Annotated in this window: 23 protein-coding genes; 16 read left to right on the top strand and 7 right to left on the bottom strand. The window is 39.8% G+C overall.

Annotated elements, in window-relative coordinates; genetic code table 11:
* The first annotated feature begins 128 nt into the window (after window positions 1-128).
* Window positions 129-1,139 carry a DHH family phosphoesterase gene (locus ACH30E_RS08940; RefSeq protein ID WP_294995492.1) on the top strand — a complete coding sequence of 337 codons (1,011 nt, stop codon included), beginning with the start codon at window positions 129-131 and terminating at the stop codon, window positions 1,137-1,139.
* A 6-nt stretch (window positions 1,140-1,145) separates the two neighbouring features.
* Complete coding sequence (locus tag ACH30E_RS08935) at window positions 1,146-2,060, top strand: FKBP-type peptidyl-prolyl cis-trans isomerase (RefSeq protein ID WP_490824513.1); 915 nt, start codon at window positions 1,146-1,148, stop codon at window positions 2,058-2,060.
* A gap of 237 nt (window positions 2,061-2,297) precedes the next feature.
* On the opposite strand, the gene folP is transcribed toward ACH30E_RS08935, so the two are convergent.
* Window positions 2,298-3,125, bottom strand: coding sequence for a dihydropteroate synthase (gene folP / locus ACH30E_RS08930; protein ID WP_490824512.1), 828 nt, complete (start codon window positions 3,123-3,125; stop codon window positions 2,298-2,300).
* A gap of 69 nt (window positions 3,126-3,194) precedes the next feature.
* Between folP and ACH30E_RS08925 the strand changes: the two genes are divergently transcribed.
* Genes ACH30E_RS08925 through ACH30E_RS08915 form a run of 3 tightly spaced genes read left to right on the top strand, consistent with a single transcriptional unit; the run spans window position 3,195 to window position 5,930 of the window.
* Window positions 3,195-3,746 carry a DUF1599 domain-containing protein gene (locus ACH30E_RS08925; protein ID WP_294995483.1) on the top strand — a complete coding sequence of 184 codons (552 nt, stop codon included), beginning with the start codon at window positions 3,195-3,197 and terminating at the stop codon, window positions 3,744-3,746.
* Window positions 3,747-3,789: 43 nt separating this feature from the next.
* Window positions 3,790-4,878, top strand: coding sequence for a BT_3928 family protein (locus ACH30E_RS08920; protein ID WP_490824511.1), 1,089 nt, complete (start codon window positions 3,790-3,792; stop codon window positions 4,876-4,878).
* An 8-nt stretch (window positions 4,879-4,886) separates the two neighbouring features.
* Window positions 4,887-5,930: an ABC transporter permease gene (locus ACH30E_RS08915; protein ID WP_490824510.1), complete on the top strand. Its 1,044-nt coding sequence runs from the start codon at window positions 4,887-4,889 to the stop codon at window positions 5,928-5,930.
* 137 nt (window positions 5,931-6,067) lie between these two features.
* Here ACH30E_RS08915 and ACH30E_RS08910 read toward each other — a convergent pair whose 3' ends face one another.
* Both ACH30E_RS08910 and recF read right to left on the bottom strand, forming a co-directional pair.
* Window positions 6,068-6,349, bottom strand: a complete 282-nt coding sequence (locus ACH30E_RS08910; RefSeq protein WP_294995475.1) for a DciA family protein — start codon at window positions 6,347-6,349, stop codon at window positions 6,068-6,070.
* A 118-nt stretch (window positions 6,350-6,467) separates the two neighbouring features.
* On the bottom strand, window positions 6,468-7,559 hold the full coding sequence (recF, locus tag ACH30E_RS08905) for a DNA replication/repair protein RecF (RefSeq protein ID WP_490824509.1): 1,092 nt from the start codon (window positions 7,557-7,559) through the stop codon (window positions 6,468-6,470).
* A gap of 81 nt (window positions 7,560-7,640) precedes the next feature.
* Here recF and pyrR point away from each other — a divergent pair, with 81 nt between their 5' ends.
* From pyrR to ACH30E_RS08885, 4 genes are all read left to right on the top strand, one after another.
* Entirely contained in the window at window positions 7,641-8,162 is a 522-nt protein-coding gene (pyrR, locus tag ACH30E_RS08900; RefSeq protein WP_294995467.1) for a bifunctional pyr operon transcriptional regulator/uracil phosphoribosyltransferase PyrR, read from the top strand.
* A gap of 123 nt (window positions 8,163-8,285) precedes the next feature.
* Window positions 8,286-9,206: an aspartate carbamoyltransferase catalytic subunit gene (locus ACH30E_RS08895; protein WP_294995464.1), complete on the top strand. Its 921-nt coding sequence runs from the start codon at window positions 8,286-8,288 to the stop codon at window positions 9,204-9,206.
* Window positions 9,207-9,338: 132 nt separating this feature from the next.
* Window positions 9,339-9,806, top strand: coding sequence for a pantetheine-phosphate adenylyltransferase (gene coaD, locus ACH30E_RS08890; RefSeq protein WP_294995461.1), 468 nt, complete (start codon window positions 9,339-9,341; stop codon window positions 9,804-9,806).
* Between the two features lie 2 nt (window positions 9,807-9,808).
* Window positions 9,809-10,246, top strand: a complete 438-nt coding sequence (locus ACH30E_RS08885; RefSeq protein ID WP_490824507.1) for a hotdog fold thioesterase — start codon at window positions 9,809-9,811, stop codon at window positions 10,244-10,246.
* A gap of 405 nt (window positions 10,247-10,651) precedes the next feature.
* On the opposite strand, the gene ACH30E_RS08880 is transcribed toward ACH30E_RS08885, so the two are convergent.
* From ACH30E_RS08880 to ACH30E_RS08865, 4 genes are all read right to left on the bottom strand, one after another.
* Window positions 10,652-11,284, bottom strand: coding sequence for a DUF8845 family protein (locus tag ACH30E_RS08880; RefSeq protein WP_490824506.1), 633 nt, complete (start codon window positions 11,282-11,284; stop codon window positions 10,652-10,654).
* Window positions 11,285-11,294: 10 nt separating this feature from the next.
* A complete protein-coding gene (locus tag ACH30E_RS08875) occupies window positions 11,295-11,795 on the bottom strand; it encodes an RNA polymerase sigma factor (RefSeq protein ID WP_490824505.1) in 501 nt (166 codons plus the stop codon).
* Window positions 11,796-11,804: 9 nt separating this feature from the next.
* Window positions 11,805-12,677 (bottom strand): TraB/GumN family protein, encoded by an 873-nt coding sequence (locus ACH30E_RS08870; RefSeq protein WP_490824504.1) that lies wholly within the window; start codon window positions 12,675-12,677, stop codon window positions 11,805-11,807.
* A gap of 130 nt (window positions 12,678-12,807) precedes the next feature.
* Window positions 12,808-13,236, bottom strand: a complete 429-nt coding sequence (locus ACH30E_RS08865; protein WP_294995446.1) for an Hsp20/alpha crystallin family protein — start codon at window positions 13,234-13,236, stop codon at window positions 12,808-12,810.
* A gap of 228 nt (window positions 13,237-13,464) precedes the next feature.
* Here ACH30E_RS08865 and ACH30E_RS08860 point away from each other — a divergent pair, with 228 nt between their 5' ends.
* The 7 genes from ACH30E_RS08860 (at window position 13,465) to ACH30E_RS08830 (ending at window position 21,096) form a co-directional block, all read left to right on the top strand.
* Entirely contained in the window at window positions 13,465-13,881 is a 417-nt protein-coding gene (locus tag ACH30E_RS08860) for a BrxA/BrxB family bacilliredoxin (protein ID WP_294995443.1), read from the top strand.
* A 151-nt stretch (window positions 13,882-14,032) separates the two neighbouring features.
* The gene (locus ACH30E_RS08855) at window positions 14,033-15,184 is read left to right on the top strand and encodes a prolipoprotein diacylglyceryl transferase (RefSeq protein ID WP_490824503.1); all 1,152 of its coding nucleotides are present in this window, start codon (window positions 14,033-14,035) and stop codon (window positions 15,182-15,184) included.
* Between the two features lie 318 nt (window positions 15,185-15,502).
* Window positions 15,503-17,950: a TonB-dependent receptor domain-containing protein gene (locus ACH30E_RS08850; RefSeq protein ID WP_294995438.1), complete on the top strand. Its 2,448-nt coding sequence runs from the start codon at window positions 15,503-15,505 to the stop codon at window positions 17,948-17,950.
* A gap of 360 nt (window positions 17,951-18,310) precedes the next feature.
* Window positions 18,311-18,802 (top strand): YajQ family cyclic di-GMP-binding protein, encoded by a 492-nt coding sequence (locus ACH30E_RS08845; RefSeq protein WP_490824502.1) that lies wholly within the window; start codon window positions 18,311-18,313, stop codon window positions 18,800-18,802.
* 193 nt (window positions 18,803-18,995) lie between these two features.
* Complete coding sequence (locus ACH30E_RS08840) at window positions 18,996-19,247, top strand: type B 50S ribosomal protein L31 (RefSeq protein WP_294995432.1); 252 nt, start codon at window positions 18,996-18,998, stop codon at window positions 19,245-19,247.
* A 153-nt stretch (window positions 19,248-19,400) separates the two neighbouring features.
* Window positions 19,401-20,207, top strand: a complete 807-nt coding sequence (locus ACH30E_RS08835) for a hypothetical protein (RefSeq protein ID WP_490824500.1) — start codon at window positions 19,401-19,403, stop codon at window positions 20,205-20,207.
* A 91-nt stretch (window positions 20,208-20,298) separates the two neighbouring features.
* Window positions 20,299-21,096, top strand: a complete 798-nt coding sequence (locus ACH30E_RS08830) for a hypothetical protein (RefSeq protein WP_294995427.1) — start codon at window positions 20,299-20,301, stop codon at window positions 21,094-21,096.
* The last annotated feature ends 86 nt before the right edge of the window (window positions 21,097-21,182 follow it).

The following is a 21,182-nucleotide window of genomic DNA, read 5'->3' as shown; positions in this document are numbered from 1 at the left end:
TTATCTATTTCGGCCGCAAAAGTACGTCAAACCGGGACTTTTTGTGGACTAAATCACAGGTATTTTGTTAAATGGGGCTAAATTGATTTGCCGAAACAGTCTGGAAACCCCAATTTTGCCGCCACGCTATGATGCAGTCGACTGATTTATTTTTCCCATCCCTGAACCAGCCATTTAAAGCTGTAATTACCATGCACCAAAAACCCGATGGCGATGCCATGGGTTCGGCACTGGGACTCTACCATTTTCTTAAGGCACTGGGACACGATGTACAGGTTATTTCGCCCACCAATTGGGCAGGTTTTCTTAACTGGATGCCAGGAGTAGATACCGTTATTGATTATGAAGCCAAACAACATTTGGCTACCGAACTGGTGAACAATGCAGGAGTTATTTTCTGTCTGGATTTTAATGTGCTCCACCGTACGAAACACATGGAACAGGTGTTAACAAATGCAAAGTGTACCAAGATACTTATAGATCATCACCAGCAACCACAGGTAGAAGCGTTTACCTATGGTACAAGCGATACCAGTAAGAGTTCAACCTGTGAAATGGTGTACGACTTTATCATGGCTTCTGGTCATGGTAATTTACTGGATGTTACGATGGCTGAATGCCTGTATACGGGCTTGATGACCGATACCGGGTCTTTCCGTTTTCCGGCAACTACTGCCTCTGTACATCGCATGGTGGCACACCTGAAGGATATTGGTCTTAACCATACCAGGGTACACGATTTTATATACGACAGCTTTCTGGAAAACAGGTTGCGCTTTATCGGGCATGCACTGCTCAACCGAATGGAAGTTTTATATGAATACAATACAAGTCTGATGTATATTACAAAGGCTGATTTGCAAAAGTTTGATATTAAAACCGGTGATACAGAGGGTTTGGTAAATTACCTGCTCACTATTCAAGGTATTAAACTGGGCGCAATCGTGATAGACCGCGACGAAGAAAGAAAATGGAGCTTTAGGAGTAAGGGCGATTTTGACGTGAATACCTTTGCCCGTGAGCATTTTGAAGGAGGCGGACACAAAAATGCAGCCGGCGGAAGAAGCAGTGAAAGCCTTGAGGCAACAGTAAAACGTTTCAAAGAAATCATAAAAACCTATCAAAATCAACTACAATAAACAATGATGAGAACAACCACCTCGCTGTTACTGGCGATCGTATTGCTTGCAAGCTGTAACCAATATGAAAAAGCACCTTCCGGAATGACGTACAAGATCAGCGGGACGAGCAAAGAAAAACTGAAACATGGACAGTTTGTTAAGATGCACATCGAATACAAACTGAAATCTAAAGACACCATCTTACAATCGTCTTACGATAACCTGCCTGTATATTTCCCTGTAGATACTGCCCGTCTGGGTAAACATACATTCACTGAGATCATTACACTTTGCGGTGCTGGTGATAAGGTAGACTTTACCTTGTTCATTGATACACTGAAGAAAATGCAGGTGATGGAATACAATGATATGTTTAAAGAAGGCGATCTGATCAATGGCCGCTTCGAAATCCTCAAAGTATTTAATACACAGGATGAAGTGAAAGCGGATTATGAGAAAGAAATTGCAATTGAGAAACAAAAAGAAATCAATGCAGTAAAAGAATACGCTAAGAAAAAGAACTTGAAAGTAACTTCAACCAATTCAGGTCTGCAGGTTGAAATTCAGAATGCAGGAACAGGACAGAAAGCCGATTCTGGTTATACTGCGATTGTACGTTACAAAGGATATTTCCTGGGTAAAACAAACGAAGGAAAAGTATTTGAAACCAATATGGATCCAAATGCTCAACCCATCACTGTAGATATGGGTACTGGTGCCGTGATGCCAGGATGGGAAGAAGGATTACGTTTCTTCGGAAAAGGTGGTAAGGGGCGTTTGGTTATACCAGCTATGCTGGCTTATGGCATACAAGGTTCAGCACCTGTGATCCCTCCATTTGCTAATCTGGGCTTTGATATTGAAGTGGTAGATATCGTGAAATCCGCTCCAAAACCAGCAGAAGGTACAGCGCCTGGTAATATTCCAATGCCGCGTTAGTTAATGGTCCATAGTCCATAGACCATAGTAAGGCAATGGACCATGGACTATGGTCTACAAGACACGAGCTACAAGTGTCTCGTACATTTGAACACGGATTTTCATGACCTATCATGAAAATCCGTGTTCTATTTATAACAGGTAGTACATAAAATGAGGTTAGAAATTTCTTTAGCAGAAATCCTAAAACAAGCACCAATCAAAGCATGCAGCCTGCAGCATGTAGCTTGCAGCTTTTTATAGTTTCAGAAATCTGGTGAGTTTAATAGCTTCCATCGCTTCCTTTACATCGTGTGTGCGGATGATATGAGCGCCCCCTAATAAGGCAGCAGTATGCAATACAGTACTGCCATTTAAAGCTTCTTCGGCACTGATGCCTAATGTTTTATAGATCGTAGATTTTCGTGAAACACCTATCAATACTGGTTTTCCCAGGGCAACAAAACTTGAAGTCTTGCGAATAAGCTGAAAATTTTGATCCGGTGTTTTGCTAAAACCAAATCCTGGATCAAGTATGATATCCGCTATGCCAGCAGCATAGCATTGTTTCATCCTTTCAATGAAATAATCCATTACATCGGATACTACATCCGTGTAAACAGCCGATTTATGCATTGAATGTGCATCACCTGCTACATGCATGCATATGTAGGATGTTTTTAAATCTGCCACCGTAGCTAACATCGCTTTATCAAAATTACCGCCACTGATATCATTAATCATCGAAGCGCCCATATTAGCGGCCTGTCTGGCAACCTCACTATAAAAAGTATCAACTGAAATTATGGCATCTGGAAAGGCTTTTGAAATGGCTTCAATAGTACCACTGAGTCTGCTTATCTCAGCCTCTGGCCCAACAATTTCACTACCCGGACGGGTGCTTTGTGCCCCAATATCGAGGATGGTGGCGCCTTCTGCAATCATCTTTTCAGCCTGAGCCAAAGCCAATGTTACACTGTTCTTTCTGCTGCCTTCATAGAACGAATCGGGTGTAACATTAATGATGCCCATAACAATGGGCTCGTCAATTGTGAGTAATCTTCCTTTGCAGTTCAGTGTAAACATTGCTGGTTTCATTTATATTGCATCCACAGAACAAAGATATTATCAAAGCCCTTAACAGGTTTCGGAAAAATGAGTAATACGAATCAACAATATGATGCAGCTATTGCCAGTTGCAAGGATATATTCCTAAAAAAGACCAAAGACTATGGTACTGCATGGCGCGTGTTAAGAACTATATCAGTAGTAGACCAGATTTTTATTAAGGCACTTCGCATCCGTAATATACAAGACCTTAAAACACAAAAGATAGGAGATGATATTCCCTCAGAGTTCAAAGGGATCATTAATTATGCGGTAATCGGACTGATTCAACTTGAGCTGAATAATCCCCAGGTAGAAGATATGCCGGTTGAACAGGTAGATGAACGCTATAATCGCTATGTGGCATTTGCAAAAGCTACCATGCTCGATAAAAACCATGATTACGGTGAAGCATGGCGCGAAATGAGTCAGGAAAGTTTTGCCGATCTGATTCTCGTTAAACTCCTTCGTATCCGGCAAATATTGGATAATGACGGCAAAACCCTCATCAGTGAAGGCATTGATGCGAATTATGTAGATATCATCAATTATGCAGTTTTTGCGCTGATCCTGATTGAAGAAGGGAAACATGCAGCATAATATAGCTAGCGTAGTATTGATCAGTAAAAACCAAAATAAACAAATGAAAACATTTGTATCACTTATCCGATGGTTTGTAGGACTCCTGTTTATTTTCTCCGGACTCATTAAGGCCAATGATCCATTAGGATTGAGTTATAAAATGCAGGAGTTTTTTGAAGTGTGGGGATGGCATTTCCTGAATGATTATACCCTGGTTTTCTCACTGATCATGAACGTGCTGGAAGTAGTGGCAGGTGTTGCTGTAATAGTTGGCTGGCGCAAAAGAAGTGTTAGCTGGATGCTTTTACTGCTGATCCTGTTTTTTACTTTTCTTACCGGATATGCACTGTTTTCCGGAAAAATTAAAACCTGTGGCTGTTTTGGTGATTGTTTGCCTTTAACACCTGCTATGTCATTCGGGAAAGACCTGCTCTTGCTTGTATTGATCCTTATTCTATTGTTTACCAACAAAAAGGTATCATCCATGATGAGTGAGTCTGGAGCCATTATGTATGTAATACTCAGTTTGTTTGCTACCGCAGGTTTACAATGGTATGTATTAAAATATCTGCCACTGGTAGACTGCCTGCCCTACAAAAAAGGGAATGATATAGTTGAACAGATGAAAACGCCTGTTGGTGCCATACCAGATAGTTTTGCTATCGAGTTTGAATATAAAAAAGAGGGTAAATCGGTATTCTTCGATCAGTCATCCTTTCCGGATGATTTTGATTCTACCTATGAATATATCAACCGCAAAGACAAACTAGCCAGAAAAGGGAATGGACTAGCTGCAAAAATTGTTGACTTCTCCCTTCAAAATCTAGATGGCGCAGATACTACTGATGCTGTTTTTGCCAACAAAGAGCCTTATGTGCTGATACTAGCAAAAGACATGAGCAATGCAGCAAAATGGAAAGAGAAGTTTAATGCACTGAAAGAGAAATGGCGGGCAGCAAACAAATCAGTGGCTATTGTAACAGCAGAGGCAGAAAAAGCATCACAACTATTTCCAGGTACAGCTATTATTCGTTGCGACGCAACAGTTATAAAAACTGCAGCAAGGGTTAACCCAACCTGCTTTTTGATGTCAGGCTCACGAATAACCAACAAATTACCACTTTTAGTGGCCGATGAACTGATACCATAATTTGCTTCATGCTACAATACCTCATCAAAAAAATAAGTTATGGTCTGCTGGTATTGGCAGGGGTGGTGGTGATTGTATTTTTTTTGTTTCAGGGCTTTGGTGATCCTGCCAGACTGGTGCTAGGTCAAACAGGCGATAGCGCCACCATACAGAATATCCGTAAAGAGCTGGCACTCGATCAGCCGAAGTGGAAACAGTTTGTGTATTACCTCAATGATGTATCACCAGTAAGTATTCATAGCAAGACAGAAATTGAACGAAAAGAATTAAAGGGCATTTTTATTGGTGGCGAAACAAAATTTGCGCTTAAAGTTCCTTATCTCCGAAAATCCTATCAAACCAAAAAAGATGTTTCGGCGGTACTTTCAGAAGCTCTGCCAGGCACAATTGTACTTGCCTTTGCGGCTATGGCTTTTGCCACCATCATGGGTATTATTTTGGGCGTAATAGCAGCAGTTAAAAAAGATACCTGGATGGATACCAGCTCTGTATTTGCCAGTGTGCTGGGCATCTCTGCACCTTCCTTTTTTATGGGAATTGTATTGGCCTATTTATTTGGATTTGTATTCAGTAACTATACCGGACTCGAAATGACCGGTAGTCTATATGATATCGATCCATTCAGAGGACGTACGCTTCAACTCCGGAATTTGGTATTGCCAGCAATAACCTTAGGTATACGTCCACTGGCCATCATTACACAATTAACACGCAGTGCTATGCTTGATGTACTGAATCAGGACTATATCCGCACTGCCAAAGCCAAAGGACTTGGACAAAGCACCATTGTATTAAAGCATGCTTTGCGTAATGCGCTTAATCCTGTTATTACAGCGGTCACAGGTTGGTTTGCTGAATTATTGGCCGGGGCATTTTTTGTAGAATATATTTTTGGCTGGAAGGGAATAGGCAAAGTAACCGTAGATGCCCTAGAAAAACTCGATTTCCCAGTAGTAATGGGCAGCGTTTTAATAACAGCAACCTTCTTCATATTTGTAAACATGATCGCCGACCTGCTGTATAGCGCAGTGGATCCGAGGATTCGTAAATGAGGGGATGTGAATTGTCAATGGTGAATGTGGGCGTAAATTGTCAATGGTGAATAAAAGAGACAAAATAAGAATAATGCCAACTTTACAAACCTTATTGACAATTCACAATTGACAATTCACGTCTGACAATTCACATCTCACTGTATAACCACTTCATTAATCACGGTTTCTCCAAATGCTTCATTGACCCGTTCAATAATCTGGGTTTTCTGGTAAAGGAGTTCGTTTTTTAAAGGGCCGACGCTGGTGGTGATAAAGAGTTTTTGATTGATGATCTGAATTTTGTCTGTGTACCTTGCAATGGTTTTTCCCATCAGTTGTTCCCATATCTCTTCTATCTGAACAGCACGAACACCGTTCTTTAAATTACTCTTACGCAAAAAGCCTTTGATGGCATCGCCGATATGGAATTCAGACATGGTGTAAAGGTACTGAAAAGTCAACTGTGAATTGTCAATTGTGAATTGTCAATAGGTTTTATATCCAACTGGCATCAATCTCCTTTGTATCTATAATTCACCATTCACAATTGACAATTCACCCCTTCTCCAAGCTGATCATCTGAAATCCCATCCCAATGCTTTCCAATTGTTGTTTTAGTCTTTCCGGGTGAGTGTCAGTGATGAATACCTGGCCATCACTTTCGGCGCAGACCCAATGGAGAAGCTGACTCATTCTATGGTCATCCAGTTTTTCAAATACATCATCAAGCAATAGAATCGGTGTAAAACCTTTTTGTTCCTTTAATATCTGCCATTCAGTAAGTTTGAGGGCAAAGAGTAAACTTTTTCTTTGTCCTTGGGACGCTTCATTTTTAAACAATTGCTCACCCATCTGAAGTATTATATCATCTCTGTGGATACCTGAGCTGGTTCTTTGCAGTGCCAGGTCTTTAAGCCGGTTTTGTTGCAATAGGGTGGGGAAGTCTGTTTGTAACAATGGACTTTGATACGATAAGTTTATTCCGTCGTTGCTACGGGCAATTCGTTCATAGATACTGTAGGCGAGTGGTAAAAAATTCTGGAGAAAATTTTTACGGGTCTCAAATATCGCGGTACCTGATTTACTTAGTTGATCGTTTAAGATAGTGAATAAGGTTTCATCTTGTAAGCCCGTTTCGGCCACCTGCTTTAGCAGGCTGTTTCTCTGTTGTAAAATTTTATTGTAATCGATAAGCTGTTGTAAGTAATGTGGGTCGATCTGTGAGATAACAGTATCCAGGAATTTCCTTCTTTCTTCTCCAGGGCCGCTGATCAGTTCTACATCATCAGGTGCAATCATTACAACCGGTAACTTACCGATATGATCAGAGAATTTTTTATAGGGCTCCCCATCCAGTTGTAATTCCTTTTTTCCTGTTTCACGTACAATCAAAGTAACCGTTTTATCTATCGCTTCAACGGTGTATTGTCCGTGTAAGCGCATACCCAAACTACCGTGCTGTACATTTTGCAAATCAGGACGGGAAAAATAGCTTCTGGAGAAACTCAGGTAATAAATGGCATCCAGCAGGTTTGTTTTACCGGTTCCGTTTGGCCCGCAAATACCTACAATCCTCTCACCAAAGTCGAAGGTTTGACCCGGATAATTGCGAAACTGAAGCAAGGAAAGTTGGTTGAGACGGAACATAGGCGGCAAATTAACACACCTCTTTCGGAATTAATCATGTGTCGTATCAATGAAAGCAATTATTTTTATTAAAAATTTGGCTTGAAGACGATATTATCTGGTCAGCAACTGGCATTAACGGTTAAAAGACTGGCCCATCAGATCCTGGAAAACAACGCAACGCTGGACAATACGGTTATTATTGGACTGCAACCCCGTGGCATATTTTTGAGTGATCGTATTGTTACAGAATTAGCATCCCTGGTTAATAAGGACACTATTGAATATGGTAAACTGGATATTACCTTTTACAGGGATGATGTTCGCAAAAGCCTGCATATTGCCAATACGACGGACATTCCATTTAGTTTGGAGAATAAGCACGTGATCCTGATCGATGATGTGTTATATACCGGAAGAACCATACGTGCTGCGCTGGATGCTTTATTGGCATTTGGGCGCCCATCCAAAGTATCGCTCTGTGTGCTCATCGACCGGCGTTTCAGCAGGGAGCTACCCATACAACCCGATTTCACCGGCAAAACCATCGACACCATCATCTCCCAGAAAGTAAAAGTTTGTTGGAAGGAAAGAGATGAGGTGGATGAGGTTGTTTTGGTGTAGATTTTTGAATGTCAGATGGCAGATGTCAGATTTATAGCAAGCACATATTTCAAATCTGACATCTGCCATCTGATATTCAACAATCCCTCTTGGTATTTATTTTTACTTTATCTTTGCTTTTTAATGAAACTCTCTACCAAACATCTCCTTGGTATTAAAGATCTCACAAGAGACGATATTCAATTAATTCTTACCACTGCCGAGCAATTCAAAGAAGTTTTACAAAGACCAGTTAAGAAAGTGCCTTCATTGCGCGATGTGACCATCGTAAACCTGTTTTACGAGAATTCGACGCGTACAAGGATGTCTTTTGAGTTGGCTGAAAGAAGGCTCTCGGCCGATGTCCTTAATTTCGCAGCTACCACATCATCTGCGGCAAAAGGTGAGACCCTTTTAGATACCGTGAATAATATACTGAGCATGAAAGTGGATATGGTAGTAATGCGACATAGCGCATCTGGTGCTCCCCACTTTCTGGCAAAACATATTCCTGCAGCCATTGTAAATGCAGGCGATGGTATCAATGAACACCCTACACAGGCATTATTAGATGCTTTTTCCATGAAGGAAAAACTTGGGAAGCTAGAAGGACTAAAAGTTGCCATCATAGGAGATATTATGCATAGCAGGGTGGCATTGAGTAACATGTATCTGCTTCGCAAAATGGGTGCTGAAATAACCATTGCAGGTCCGCCCACACTTATTCCGAAATATATACAGGAAGCGCTGGACGTGCGGGTTGAATATAACCTCAAGAAAGCGTTACAATGGTGTGATGTGGCCAATGTATTGCGTATCCAGCTGGAAAGGCAAAATCAACCGCTTTTCTCCTCACTTCGTGAATATAACCTGGCCTATGGCATTAACCGCAGATTGCTGGAAAGCCTGGGCAAAGAAATCGTAATCATGCACCCCGGACCGATTAACCGTGGCGTAGAGCTCGACAGCGATGTAGCCGACGGGCCATTCTCCATTGTGCTAAATCAGGTTGAAAATGGGGTAGCGGTTAGGATGGCGGTGCTGTATTTGCTCGCGGGAGCGTGAGGAACAGAGAAATAAGAAATAAGGAATAAGAAATGAGAAAGGGAGCAGTTTGGAATAAACTTTCTAATTTCTTATTCCTTATTTCTTATTTCTCTGTTTTCTTCCTTTTCTTCGTAGTCATAATCCTTTACCATGCGTATATGTTTATTCCCTGGTACATTCGATCCGGTTACGTTGGGGCATGTTGATATTATTAACAGGGCCTTGCCGTTGTTTGATCAGATTTATATTGGTATTGGTATCAACGCTGCCAAATCGCCTATGTTCAGTCCGGAGCAGAGAATGGAATGGTTTAGGGAAATTTACCATGATGAGCCAAAAGTGAAAAGTGTGGTGTATGAAGGACTTACCATAAACTATTGTAAAGAGATTGGGGCGAAATTTATTCTTCGCGGTATTCGGTACGTGAGCGATTTTGAATATGAAAAAACCATTGCTGATGCTAATCGTACACTGGATAAAAATATAGAAACGATATTCCTTACCGGTGAACCAAAATATACTTCAGTAGCATCGACCATTGTACGTGATATCCTTAGAAATGGAGGGGATGCATCTCCATTTTTACCTGAAGCCGTTATACGGTCTATTAAAAAATAATTATGTCCATCTGGTTTAACCCTTCCTTATCTATATCCGACGTACAACCTCTCGGGAAAAATACCATGGGTGAACATCTTGGAATGGTATTTACTGAAATAGGCGACGATTATATTAAGGCTACCATGCCTGTAGATCATAGAACCAAACAGCCTTATGGTTTATTGCATGGTGGAGCATCCGTTGCACTTGCTGAAACACTTGGTAGTGTGGGCGCTGCTTTAACGGTTGATCCTTTAAAAGCTATTTGTGTTGGACAGGAAATAAATGCCAATCACCTGTGTAGTGTAAGAAGCGGACTGGTTACCGGTATTGCCAAACCTATACATATTGGAGCTAGCTCACAGGTTTGGGAAATAAAAATTTATGATGAAAGAGAGAAGCTGGTTTGTATAAGCCGCCTTACAGTAGCTGTGTTAAAAAGCAGGGAAAAAGCTTAATTACTCCGAGCTTTTTGAATTTGTCAGCGTTAATTACCTATTTCTTATTTCAACATCTTGTAGTCATTGTTGTCCGGGGAATATTGGCTTCAAGCTGCAAGCCGCAAGCTGAAGGCCTTGATGGGTGCTTATTGTAGATTTTCTGCTCTTAATTGGATTAAAGAAGGGGAGAACATTTAAAGTCAGTTGCTTAAAGAAATAGTTGGTTGCCATAAATACACTATCTGCTATTAATAGAACACAGATCTTCATGATTTTCAAGATTTATCATGATAGATCTTGAAAATCATGAAAATCCGTGTTCAATCATTCGCGACACCAAAAGCTCGCGGTTAAATTTCCCGGGACAAAAATGGCCTGCAGCCTGCAGCTTGTGGCTTACAGCTTGTGTCTTGCAGCCTAAATTCACACCCCCAACTCACTCACGCATTTCTTCAATTCTGTGAGGTAATTGCCATATAGTTTCTTGAGGTACCATTTAGTGAAAAAGTAGAGTACTAATGCAAGTACAATCATGTAAACACCAAAGAAAGTGAGCACCTGCCATCTGGCGGTAAAGAAATGTTGGGCAAATTTATCTACCTCAGGTATGGAGACTGGCTGCATACTGGAAAGTATCAGTGAAAAAACAAAACATATCGGCAGCAGAGCCATGGAAAATTGGAAATAACGTTTTACGAATTCTTCCAGTAATGAAACAACAGACTGTAAATTGGCTTTTATCGGTTGTGAAGAGTTGGTGAGGTGATTTGTTCTTTTGTATAAATAGTATAAGATAAAGGTAAATGCAAACATCAAAATACTGAATACGCCAAAATACAGGCGGATCGACCAATAGCTGGTAGAAAAAACGATATATAACATGGCTGCTATAAATAGCACACATAGTATCATTTCAATAATCAGGCTACGTTTTAGTTTACCGATGATTGAATTTGTCTTCCTTTTCAGTAAGGCTGCTATATCAGCATCACTCCGGCTGGCATGGTCCGTAGCCAGCTTTTGATTGAGTTGATATTTTAGTTCATCAAGTTCCATAACACTTCATTTATGCGGGGGTCATATATTTTTGAGTTGATTCCTTTAACCTGGATTTTATCCTGTTCATTTTCACGGCCACATTATTTGCAGTGATGCCCATCATGTCGCCAATATCATTGTAATTATAATCTTCCAGGTAGAGCATTACAATGGCTTTATCGATTTTTGAAAGCTCTCCAATAGCTGCATACATCGCTTTAACCTGTTCCTCTATTGGATCGTGTGCTTCAATATTGTTTAGTTCCGGTACCGTTTCAGTTGTGTAGATATCTGGTTTTCTTTTTTCTTTACGGAAAAAAGTGATGGCAGTATTTAAGGCGATCCGGTAGAGCCAGGTAGAAAATTTAGCGTCGCCACGGAAACCGGCATAGGCTTTCCATGCCTGCAGGGTAATTTCCTGAAAGAGGTCTTCACGGTCTGCATACGCATCCATATAAAGATTACACACTTTATGGATGATGCGTTGGTGCTCGTTTAACAATACTATAAATTCTTTCTCTCCAGGCATTGGTCTAAATTAGTACAATAGCGGTGTGAGTGTATAACCTTCTTTTTTTAATAGGGCAATCACTCCCTGTTTGCCTCCCAGGTGACCAGCACCTACTGCAAAAAAACTAGGCATTGCTGTCATTGCTTTTTTCATTACCGGAATCCATTTGTTATTACGGTTTATCAGCATTGCAGTTTCAAAGTTTGAGCTATCTCCATTATCCATGATAAAGCGGTAGAGTTTTTCTATGTTCCGCTGTTTATACACAGCCGACATTTTATCCATCATCTGTTTTACACTGTCATATTTTAAAACAGATTCTTTAAAAGCCTTCACCTGCGAAGTAAGCGGCTCCGCATTAATAGCATTGATCTGGTCGTCGATGGTTTCAAGTCCGGCAATAGTGAGTTTAAATTCCTTGGCCAACATTACAAATGCCATTTCAGGTTGCACTTTATCCTTACAAGTAATACTGCTCATCGCCAACATACTCATAGGTACAAATGGACTAAGCTGGTTAAACAACATAAGTGGCATGCCAGTTATTGTTTTGAAGCTGTCGCTGACTGCTTTGTAAGTTGATTCTCCCATAAGTTCACTAAGGCTGCCTTTAGTTAACCGCATTTTACTCATCAGGCTTAACTGCATACCTGGATCGTCCATGTCGAGTTCACCATAAAATTGTTTGCAGCTTTTTAGTTTGGCTTCGAGTGTGGGGGTAATAGTAAAATCATTTTTACACATCAGGTGAAATGTGCCAAAAATATAGGAGGGTTGCTTTAGCCCCTTACCAGTTATTTGCCATAAAAGTGAACTTGCCGGCTTTTTTTGGGCCTGAGATGCCAAGGGAAACCCTGCAATCAATAAAAAAAGGCCTAAAAGCCATTTGCTCCGCAACATGAAGTCTTTATTTGTTTGTCGCAAGTTTAGCATAAATATTACGCTTCAAAAAAAATAGCCCCGTGTAGAAACACGGGGCGAAACCAAAACCAACTGCATACGTGCCAGGTGGCACGCTATGAAAAACCTCTTATAATATGCTGATCTCTTTAGGAGACAGTTTAACTTCTTCTTTTTTTGGCAGGAATACTTTCAATACGCCATTTTCATAACGGGCCTGGATAGCATCTGCATTGATTTTCTCGTCCAGGTTAAAGCTGCGTTTGAAAGAACGGAAATTGAATTCCCTGCGAATTGTTTTGTACGTTTTGTCTTCAGTCGTCTCTTTTTTCTCGTAGCTGATGGTCAATAAACCATTTTCTACATTCACCTTAAAGTCTTCCTTATTTCTACCCGGAGCATTCAATTCAAGGTGATAACCATCTGCTGTTTCATGGATGTTTACCGGAACAGTTGCATAAGCCAGGTTAGCATCTTTACCCCAGGTTGAAGGGAAATTGTTCAATAATTCATCGAACAGGCTAGCGAAAGGAGCGGTGTTGTGTTTTACGAGTGTCATATTCAGTGTTTTTTATGTTTTAAAATTGAATTCGAAATACCTTGTTCAAAGCCTGTACCAACGCTTTAAAAGTGCATTTTTGTGGTCAGAATGACTATTTGGAGTTTATGGTAAGCGACATTATGACTGTTTTTACTATTTAGAAGCGCCATTATGGCGCTTATTTAATTGTTTAGTGTTACAACTTTTAATCCTAATTTTGTATTCTACAATTAAAAACAAGCGAATATGTATCCAGCAGAGATTGTGTTACCCATGAAAGCGGAGTTAACAGATAGTGGTTTTGAGGAGTTATTATCTGCTTCTGATGTGGACAATAAGTTACAGCAAAAAGGAACCACATTAGTGGTTATTAATTCTGTATGTGGTTGTGCAGCAGGCACTTGCAGACCAGGCGTGTTAATGGCAGTGCAAAATTCGGCCAAGCGACCGGATCATTTAACCACCAGTTTTGCCGGGTTCGACGTAGAAGCGGTAAACCAGGTTCGTCAGCATTTATTGCCTTATCCGCCATCTTCACCAGCTATAGCACTGTTTAAAGACGGTCAACTGGTAAGTATGGTAGAGCGTCATCAGATAGAAGGTCGTCCGGCCCAGGTGATAGCACAGCACCTTATTTCTGTTTTTGATGAACATTGCAATTAATTTTCCCTTAGTTTTGTTCGAGGATGGGTTAGTAAGTACGGCTCCACTTTGGTGGAGCCTTTTTTTTGGATACCCCTCTGGAAAACAGTTTCATATTTTCTGACTATCATTGCAACTGTCTTTTATTGATTGATCATTACACCAGACAAATATGTACCCTAATTTATATTACGCATTTAAAGATCTGTTTGGAATTGAGTTGGGTGGATTAAAACTCGTGAACAGTTTTGGTTTTTTCGTTGCGCTTTCTTTTATACTTTCCGCCTGGATACTTACCCTTGAATTAAAACGGAAACAAAACCTTGGACAGTTTTCTTTTACGGAAGAAAAAATTATGGTGGGTGCACCGGCAGGCATAGCAGAGCTATTGGTAAATTTTTTACTGGGTTTTGTTTTCGGATTTAAAATACTGGGTGCATTTGTTATTGAATCAGCGCTAAATGATCCACAATCTTTTATACTTTCCACAAATGGCAGCCTGCCGCTTGGAATACTGGTGGGCATTGTATTTGCCGGTTTGAAATGGTGGGAAAAAAACAAGCAGAAACTCGCTAAACCCGAAGAACGTATTATACGGATCTGGCCACACGACAGGGTAGGAGATATTGTACTGTATGCAGCTTTATTTGGTTTTCTTGGAGCAAAAATTTTTCACAACCTTGAAAACTGGAACGAGTTTGTAAAAGACCCGATCGGGGCACTTATTTCATTCAGCGGACTTACATTTTATGGTGGATTAATTTGTGCTGGTGCTGCGATAATATACTATGCACGCAAGCGAAAAATCTCCGTGATCCATCTCGCAGATGCAATGGCGCCTACCATGATGTTTGCCTATGCATTTGGCCGTATCGGATGTCAGGTAAGTGGCGATGGAGATTGGGGTATTATTAATACAAATCCTAAACCATTCAGTTGGTTACCCGATTGGTTATGGGCCTATAACTACCCTCATAATGTAATCGGCGAAGGCAAACCAATTGCCGGATGCACCGGTCCTTATTGTAATGAATTGGTTCCGGCAGTTTATCCTACACCACTATATGAAATAATTGCCTGTTTGCTCCTTTTTGCCATTTTATGGGTTTACCGTAAAAAATTAAAGGTAGCCGGACAATTATCCGGTCTCTACCTCATTTTAAATGGCCTTGAACGATTTTTCATCGAAAAAATACGTGTCAACACTAAATACGAAGACCTCCCATTCCAACCCACCCAGGCCGAACTGATCTCATTTGTAATGGTACTTACCGGTATCGTGCTGATGATTAAGGCGAAAGATTGGTTTGGCGAAAAGAAATAAGACGTGAATTGTGAATGGTGAATTGTGAATGTTGAGTAGTAAATAGTCAGTAGTGAATTTAACGATGTGCGATATATCTAATTGAATTTCAATCAATTATATATATCGCACTCTATTTTTTGCCCCTAATAGTCTCTACTTTAAGCCATCCCACTTCCATATTTCTTATTCCTTATTCCTTATTTCTCATTTTCCCCCTGTTTTCCACTCATCCTTGTTTAGCACCGTTCATTATAAAACTATGTACTATGCTAAACATAGTACATAGTTTTGTTCTGTAATTAGCAACAACGAGAACTAAAATAACAAGACATAATTATGAGAAATATTAAAAATTTACTGGCAGTTATCGCATTGTTAACTGGATCAGTGGCTGCACAGGCGCAAACAGCCAAAGTAAACGGCGCGGTGAGTGGTTCACAAAAACCTGTTGAAGCTGCTTCAGTAGGAATTTTACGTGCAAAAGATTCTGCCATCGTTAAAATGGCTGTAACCGACAAAGCAGGTCAGTTTGAAGTGGAGAAACTGGCAGCAGGTAAATACCTGGTAATGGTACAGTCTGTTGGTTATAACAAATTCTATTCTCCTTTATTTGATTTGGCGAATGGTCAATCTTATACTATTCAACCAATTACCCTTACTAATATTTCAAAAGAACTGGAAGGGGTAGTGGTAACTTCTAAAAAACCAATGATAGAACAAAAGCTCGATCGTACAATCATTAATGTAGATGCTTCTCCTACCAACGCCGGTGCAACGGTTTTAGATGTGTTGGAGAAATCACCGGGTATTTCTGTTGATAAAGACGGCAATATCAGTTTGAAAGGAAAACAAGGTGTGGTTGTATTGGTAGATGGTAAACCTACTTACCTGGGCGCACAGGATCTGGCTAATATGCTGCGTAATATGTCGAGCTCGAACCTCGAAACCATTGAGTTGATGACCAATCCACCAGCTCGTTTCGATGCTTCCGGAAATTCAGGTGTCATCAATATCAAAACCAAGAAGTCTAAAGTAATGGGTTATAATGCAAGTATCACCACCGGCTACACGCAAGGTGTTCTTCCAAAAACCAACCATAGTGTTAACCTGAATTACAGACAGAACAAAGTGAATATTTTTGGTAATGCCAGTTATAACTATAACGAAAACTTTGGAGATCTGAAAATTGACAGGAATTTCAGGAACCAGACAACAGGAGCCCTTCTAAGCTCTTTTGATCAATCTGCTTATAGTAGTCGTAATTCAAATAGTTACAACTATAAAATAGGATTCGATTATTTTATGAATAAAAAAACCACCATGGGCTTGGTTGTAAACGGCTATAGCAATGTGGGGGATGAGTATACTAAGAATACCACATTTATCAAAGACCCTGCTGGTTCTCTGGTAACACGTACACAGGCCATCAACGATGTTAACCTGAAATTTAAAAATGTTGGAGTTAATGCTAACCTTCGTCATGTGTTCGATAGCACTGGTAAAGAATTAACAATTGATGCTGATTATATCAACTATAGCCAAAATAACAGGCAGGTATTGAGCAATGAATTTTATGATCACAATGGCAATGTAAAATCACCCAATGAAATACTCAGGGGAATTCTTCCTGCCAACATCGATATCTATAGTTTTAAGGCAGATTATTCTCAACCAATGAAAGGTCAAATGAAATTTGAGGCAGGAGTAAAGAGTAGTTATGTGAATACCGACAATGATGCACAATATGCTAATTGGGATGGTGCACAATTTGTAAACGACAATACACGCAGCAATCATTTTCTCTACAAAGAAAATATCAATGCAGCCTATGTAAATTTCAATAAGCAATTCAATAAGAAATGGAGTGGTCAGTTAGGCTTGCGTGCTGAGAATACCAATATTACCGGCAACCAGCTTACTACCGGTGAAGTATTCAAACGTAACTATACACAGGTTTTCCCAACCATGTACATCGGTTATGCAGCAAATGAAAAAAATCAGTTTGCCTTAAGTTATGGTCGTCGTATCGATCGTCCGAACTACCAGGACCTGAATCCTTTCTTTTATTTCCTGGATAAATATACCTACCAGGTTGGTAACCCATATTTACGTCCGCAGTTCAGTCATAATATCGAGTTGAACCATACCTATAAAGGTTTCCTGAATACTTCACTGAACTATAGCAATACCAATGATATTTTACAGGATGTGTTAGAGCAGGTAGACAGCACCAATACTTCTTTTGTGAAGAAAGGAAATATCGCACGCAGACAAAACCTGGGAGCATCAGTAAGCCTTGGAATGCCTGTAACCAAGTGGTTTAGAACAAATGTCTATGTGAATGTGTTTTATAATCACTTTAAGGGATTTGTAAACAATGGTGATATATCAGTTGGCGCAACAGCGTATATGGCTAATATCTCCAATCAGTTTACCTTCTCTAAAGGATGGGGTGCTGAAGTAAGTGGATTCTACCGTTCAAAAAGTGTAGAAGGTGTACTGGTAGCAAAACCAATGGGTGCCATGAATATTGGTATCACAAAACAGGTATTAAAAAACAAAGGCATGATCAGATTGGTTGTAAGAGATGTATTATATACACAAATCTTCCGTGGATACAGCAAATACCAGAATGTTGATGTAAGTATTCGTCAAAATAGAGATAGCCGAATGGTAAACCTGAGTTTTACTTACCGTTTCAGCAAAGGGAAAACTGCTGCGCAACGTAAAAGAGGTGGTGCTAATGAAGAACAGAATCGTGTGAATTTAGGTGGAGGAAATTAATTCATCGGTGGATGGGCGGATTTTAAACAGGATATTATATTTAATTTTCCATTTGAACCTAAATGATTCCGCTCATCCAATTTTGACATTTTTGTGTAGCAGGATAAAGTCAATTTAGCAACATTAAATTTGTTTTTTTTCTCATGTGCATTATATAGAAGGCGGCCCCGATTTCTATCGGGGCCTATTTATTTGGAGGAAGATCGAAAGTCCGGAAGTCCGAAAGACCGGAAGTCCGGAAAATCGAAAGAAGTATTAATGGATTTATGCCTCTTCGGACTATCGGACTATCGGACTTCCGGACTTCCTGACTAACGTAGTTTCCAACTCCCCGTCTTATCTTTACATAAATTAATCGCTATGCCTTCATTTGATATTGCCAGCAAAGTAGACTTGCAAACTTTGGATAATGCCATTAATACCGTAAAAAAGGAAATCGCGGGTCGCTTCGATTTTCGGGATTCTCCGGTTTCTGTTGAATTGAATAAAAAGGACTTCGTTGTAACCCTGGAAGTTGAAAGTGATATGAAAATGAAGCAGTTAATCGATGTTTTAATCGGTAGAGCCATCAAACAGGGGATTGATGGGAACGCCTTCGATTTCTCAAAAGATGCCTATCCCAGTGGGAAAGTGGTAAAAAAAGAGGTGCCGGTTAGGAATGGTCTGAAACAGGACGATGCCAAGAAAATCGTTAAAATGATCAAAGACAGCGGTTTAAAGGTTCAGGCAGCTATTATGGACGATATTATCCGTGTTACAGCCAAGAAAATCGATGATTTACAGGATGTTATAGCAAAATGTAAGACAGGGGAGTTCGGTATTCCTTTGCAGTTTATTAATATGAAGAGCTAGGAGATGTAAGTCGGAAAGTCCGAAAGTCCGCAAGAAATAGGCACCGATACAACCATCTTTCGGACTTTCAGACTTGCCGACTTCCGGACTAAGAATACTGCCTTAATTTGGCAATTTGCTGCTTCCTGCTTACCTTTGCATTCCTTTAAAAATAAGCGTACGGCCAAATCCGTACCACCTAAAACAAATAATTATGAAACAAGGTATCCATCCAGAAAATTATCGTTTTGTTGTGTTCAAGGATATGAGTAATGGTTATTCATTCCTGAGCCGTTCAACTGCAGCTTCAAAAGAAACCATTCTTTGGGAAGATGGTAACGAATATCCGGTTATTAAACTGGAGATTTCAAATACTTCACACCCTTTCTATACTGGTAAAAACATGCTGGTAGATACTGCAGGTCGTATCGACAAATTCAAAAAACGTTACGAGAAGAAGAAATAATTTCAACTTCAATCATATTAAAGTCCCGCTTGTACCGCAAGCGGGACTTTTTTTTACCCAAATTTTCCGCTTGTCACCAACCACATCAATATGCTATTTAGCGCCTTTTAACCGCAGGATATTTTCGCACCATAATATTTAAAATTAAATTTTATGTGGTGGAATAAATGGGGCAGGTTGATGGCCGGAATATTATTAGTATCAGCCTGCTCAAAGAAATCAGACCAATTGCAACCAATTCCGCAATTGCCGCAAGAGCCGGTAAAAGGTAAACTGGCTAAGATCAGCTACGATAGCGGAGCCTATGATTCTCTTTATTATGATGCATCAGGAAAGTTGATCAAATATAAATCGGTATGGGTGCCGGGTTCAGGAACCAGCTTAACCTATTTCTTCGATTATGATATGTTGGGTAAACCAAGCCGTGTATATAGTGACCAAGGAGAAGAATATCGCTACAGTTATGAAAATGGATTACTTTCTGAAGTGGGTTTGTACTTCGGAGGAATAAAAACAAGACATAAAGGTTTTACCTACAACCAGGGACAACTAACCTCCACACATACTTATGCCGATATACTGAGTAACCCCAATGACCAGGATTTTCTCGATATGTTTACCTATACCTATTACCCTGATGGTAACCTGAAAACAGAAACTTCATTTTCCGTGCATCCGGTTTCAGGATGGCCCGTTAAAGAAATGACCATTACTTATTCAGATTATGACAAAAGTTATAATCCGGAAGACGTGCTTAAACAACTGCCTTATTATTTCGGTAAAACATTCCTGAAAAATAATGCCCTTACACGCACGGCTAAAAATGAAAAGACAGGTGAAATATCTACTTATATTTTCTCCTACACTTATCACAGTTCAACATTACCCTTAACCCGTAAGTATGAATATTATGGAAGTGGAAATTGGCAGGAGGGATCTTGTATCTATTCATACTATTAAATTGCCGTTCATCTAAAATTTCGGAAAAATAGCCTGCTGCTGAAACGAAATTTCCATGAGCTGTGTCAGCAATAAAATGAAAACGAATAAAATGAGTAAAAGTAAATTTTTGTTGCCACTGTTAGTGGTTGCTTTTTTTTCCTGCGGAAAAGAATCGAATAAACCTAATCCTGCACCGGTAAATAATTTAACTGGTAAACTGGCAAAAGTAGATTTAGGTGTGGGTATCTATGACTCTTTGTTTTATGGACAAGATGGAAAACTCAATAAAATTTCAACCTATTACGAATCAGGTGGAACCGTAACTTATAAAGAGAATTATTTCTTCAGCTACAATAACAATGGAAAACCTGCTTCTGTTCAAATTGAAAACGCAGACGAATACCGTTATACCTATATCAATGGTATAGTAGCTGCAGTAAGCAGATATGAAAACGGCGTAAAAACAAATTATAAAATCTACAATTATACTGCAGACAATCTGCTGGAATCAGTTGAACTTTATGAAAAACCTTTACAGGGAGGTGTTGGTTTTGCCTATACGGAAAGAACCGATTATACTTATTACCCAGGTGGTAACCTGAAAACAGAAACACAATACCAGATTGATCCCTTAGGACAAGCAATAAAACTGGTAACAACTATTTATGAGGATTATGATCAGCGAACTAATGTAGATACCGCTTTCCGTAATTTTCTTTATATGACAGGTATAAGTACCATGAAAAACAATGCCAGAAAAGTTACCAGACGAAATGAAACAACTGGAGCGGAGCAGGTATATTATTATCAGTTTGACTATGCCTCTAACAACTCGCCTTCTAAACGAATCATGAGGAGAACTCCTGGAGGTGCACCAGAAACTGAGATTGTTTATAGTTATTATTAATCTAATACACATAGCAACTGGAAGACCTGTTCATTCCAGTACTCAAAGCCCCGGATTCCTTTTTCCGGGGCTTTTTTGTGCATAAT

Source organism: Sediminibacterium sp. FW305-C-61, assembly GCF_058231065.1.
This window is presented reverse-complemented; position numbering and strand designations above follow the sequence as displayed.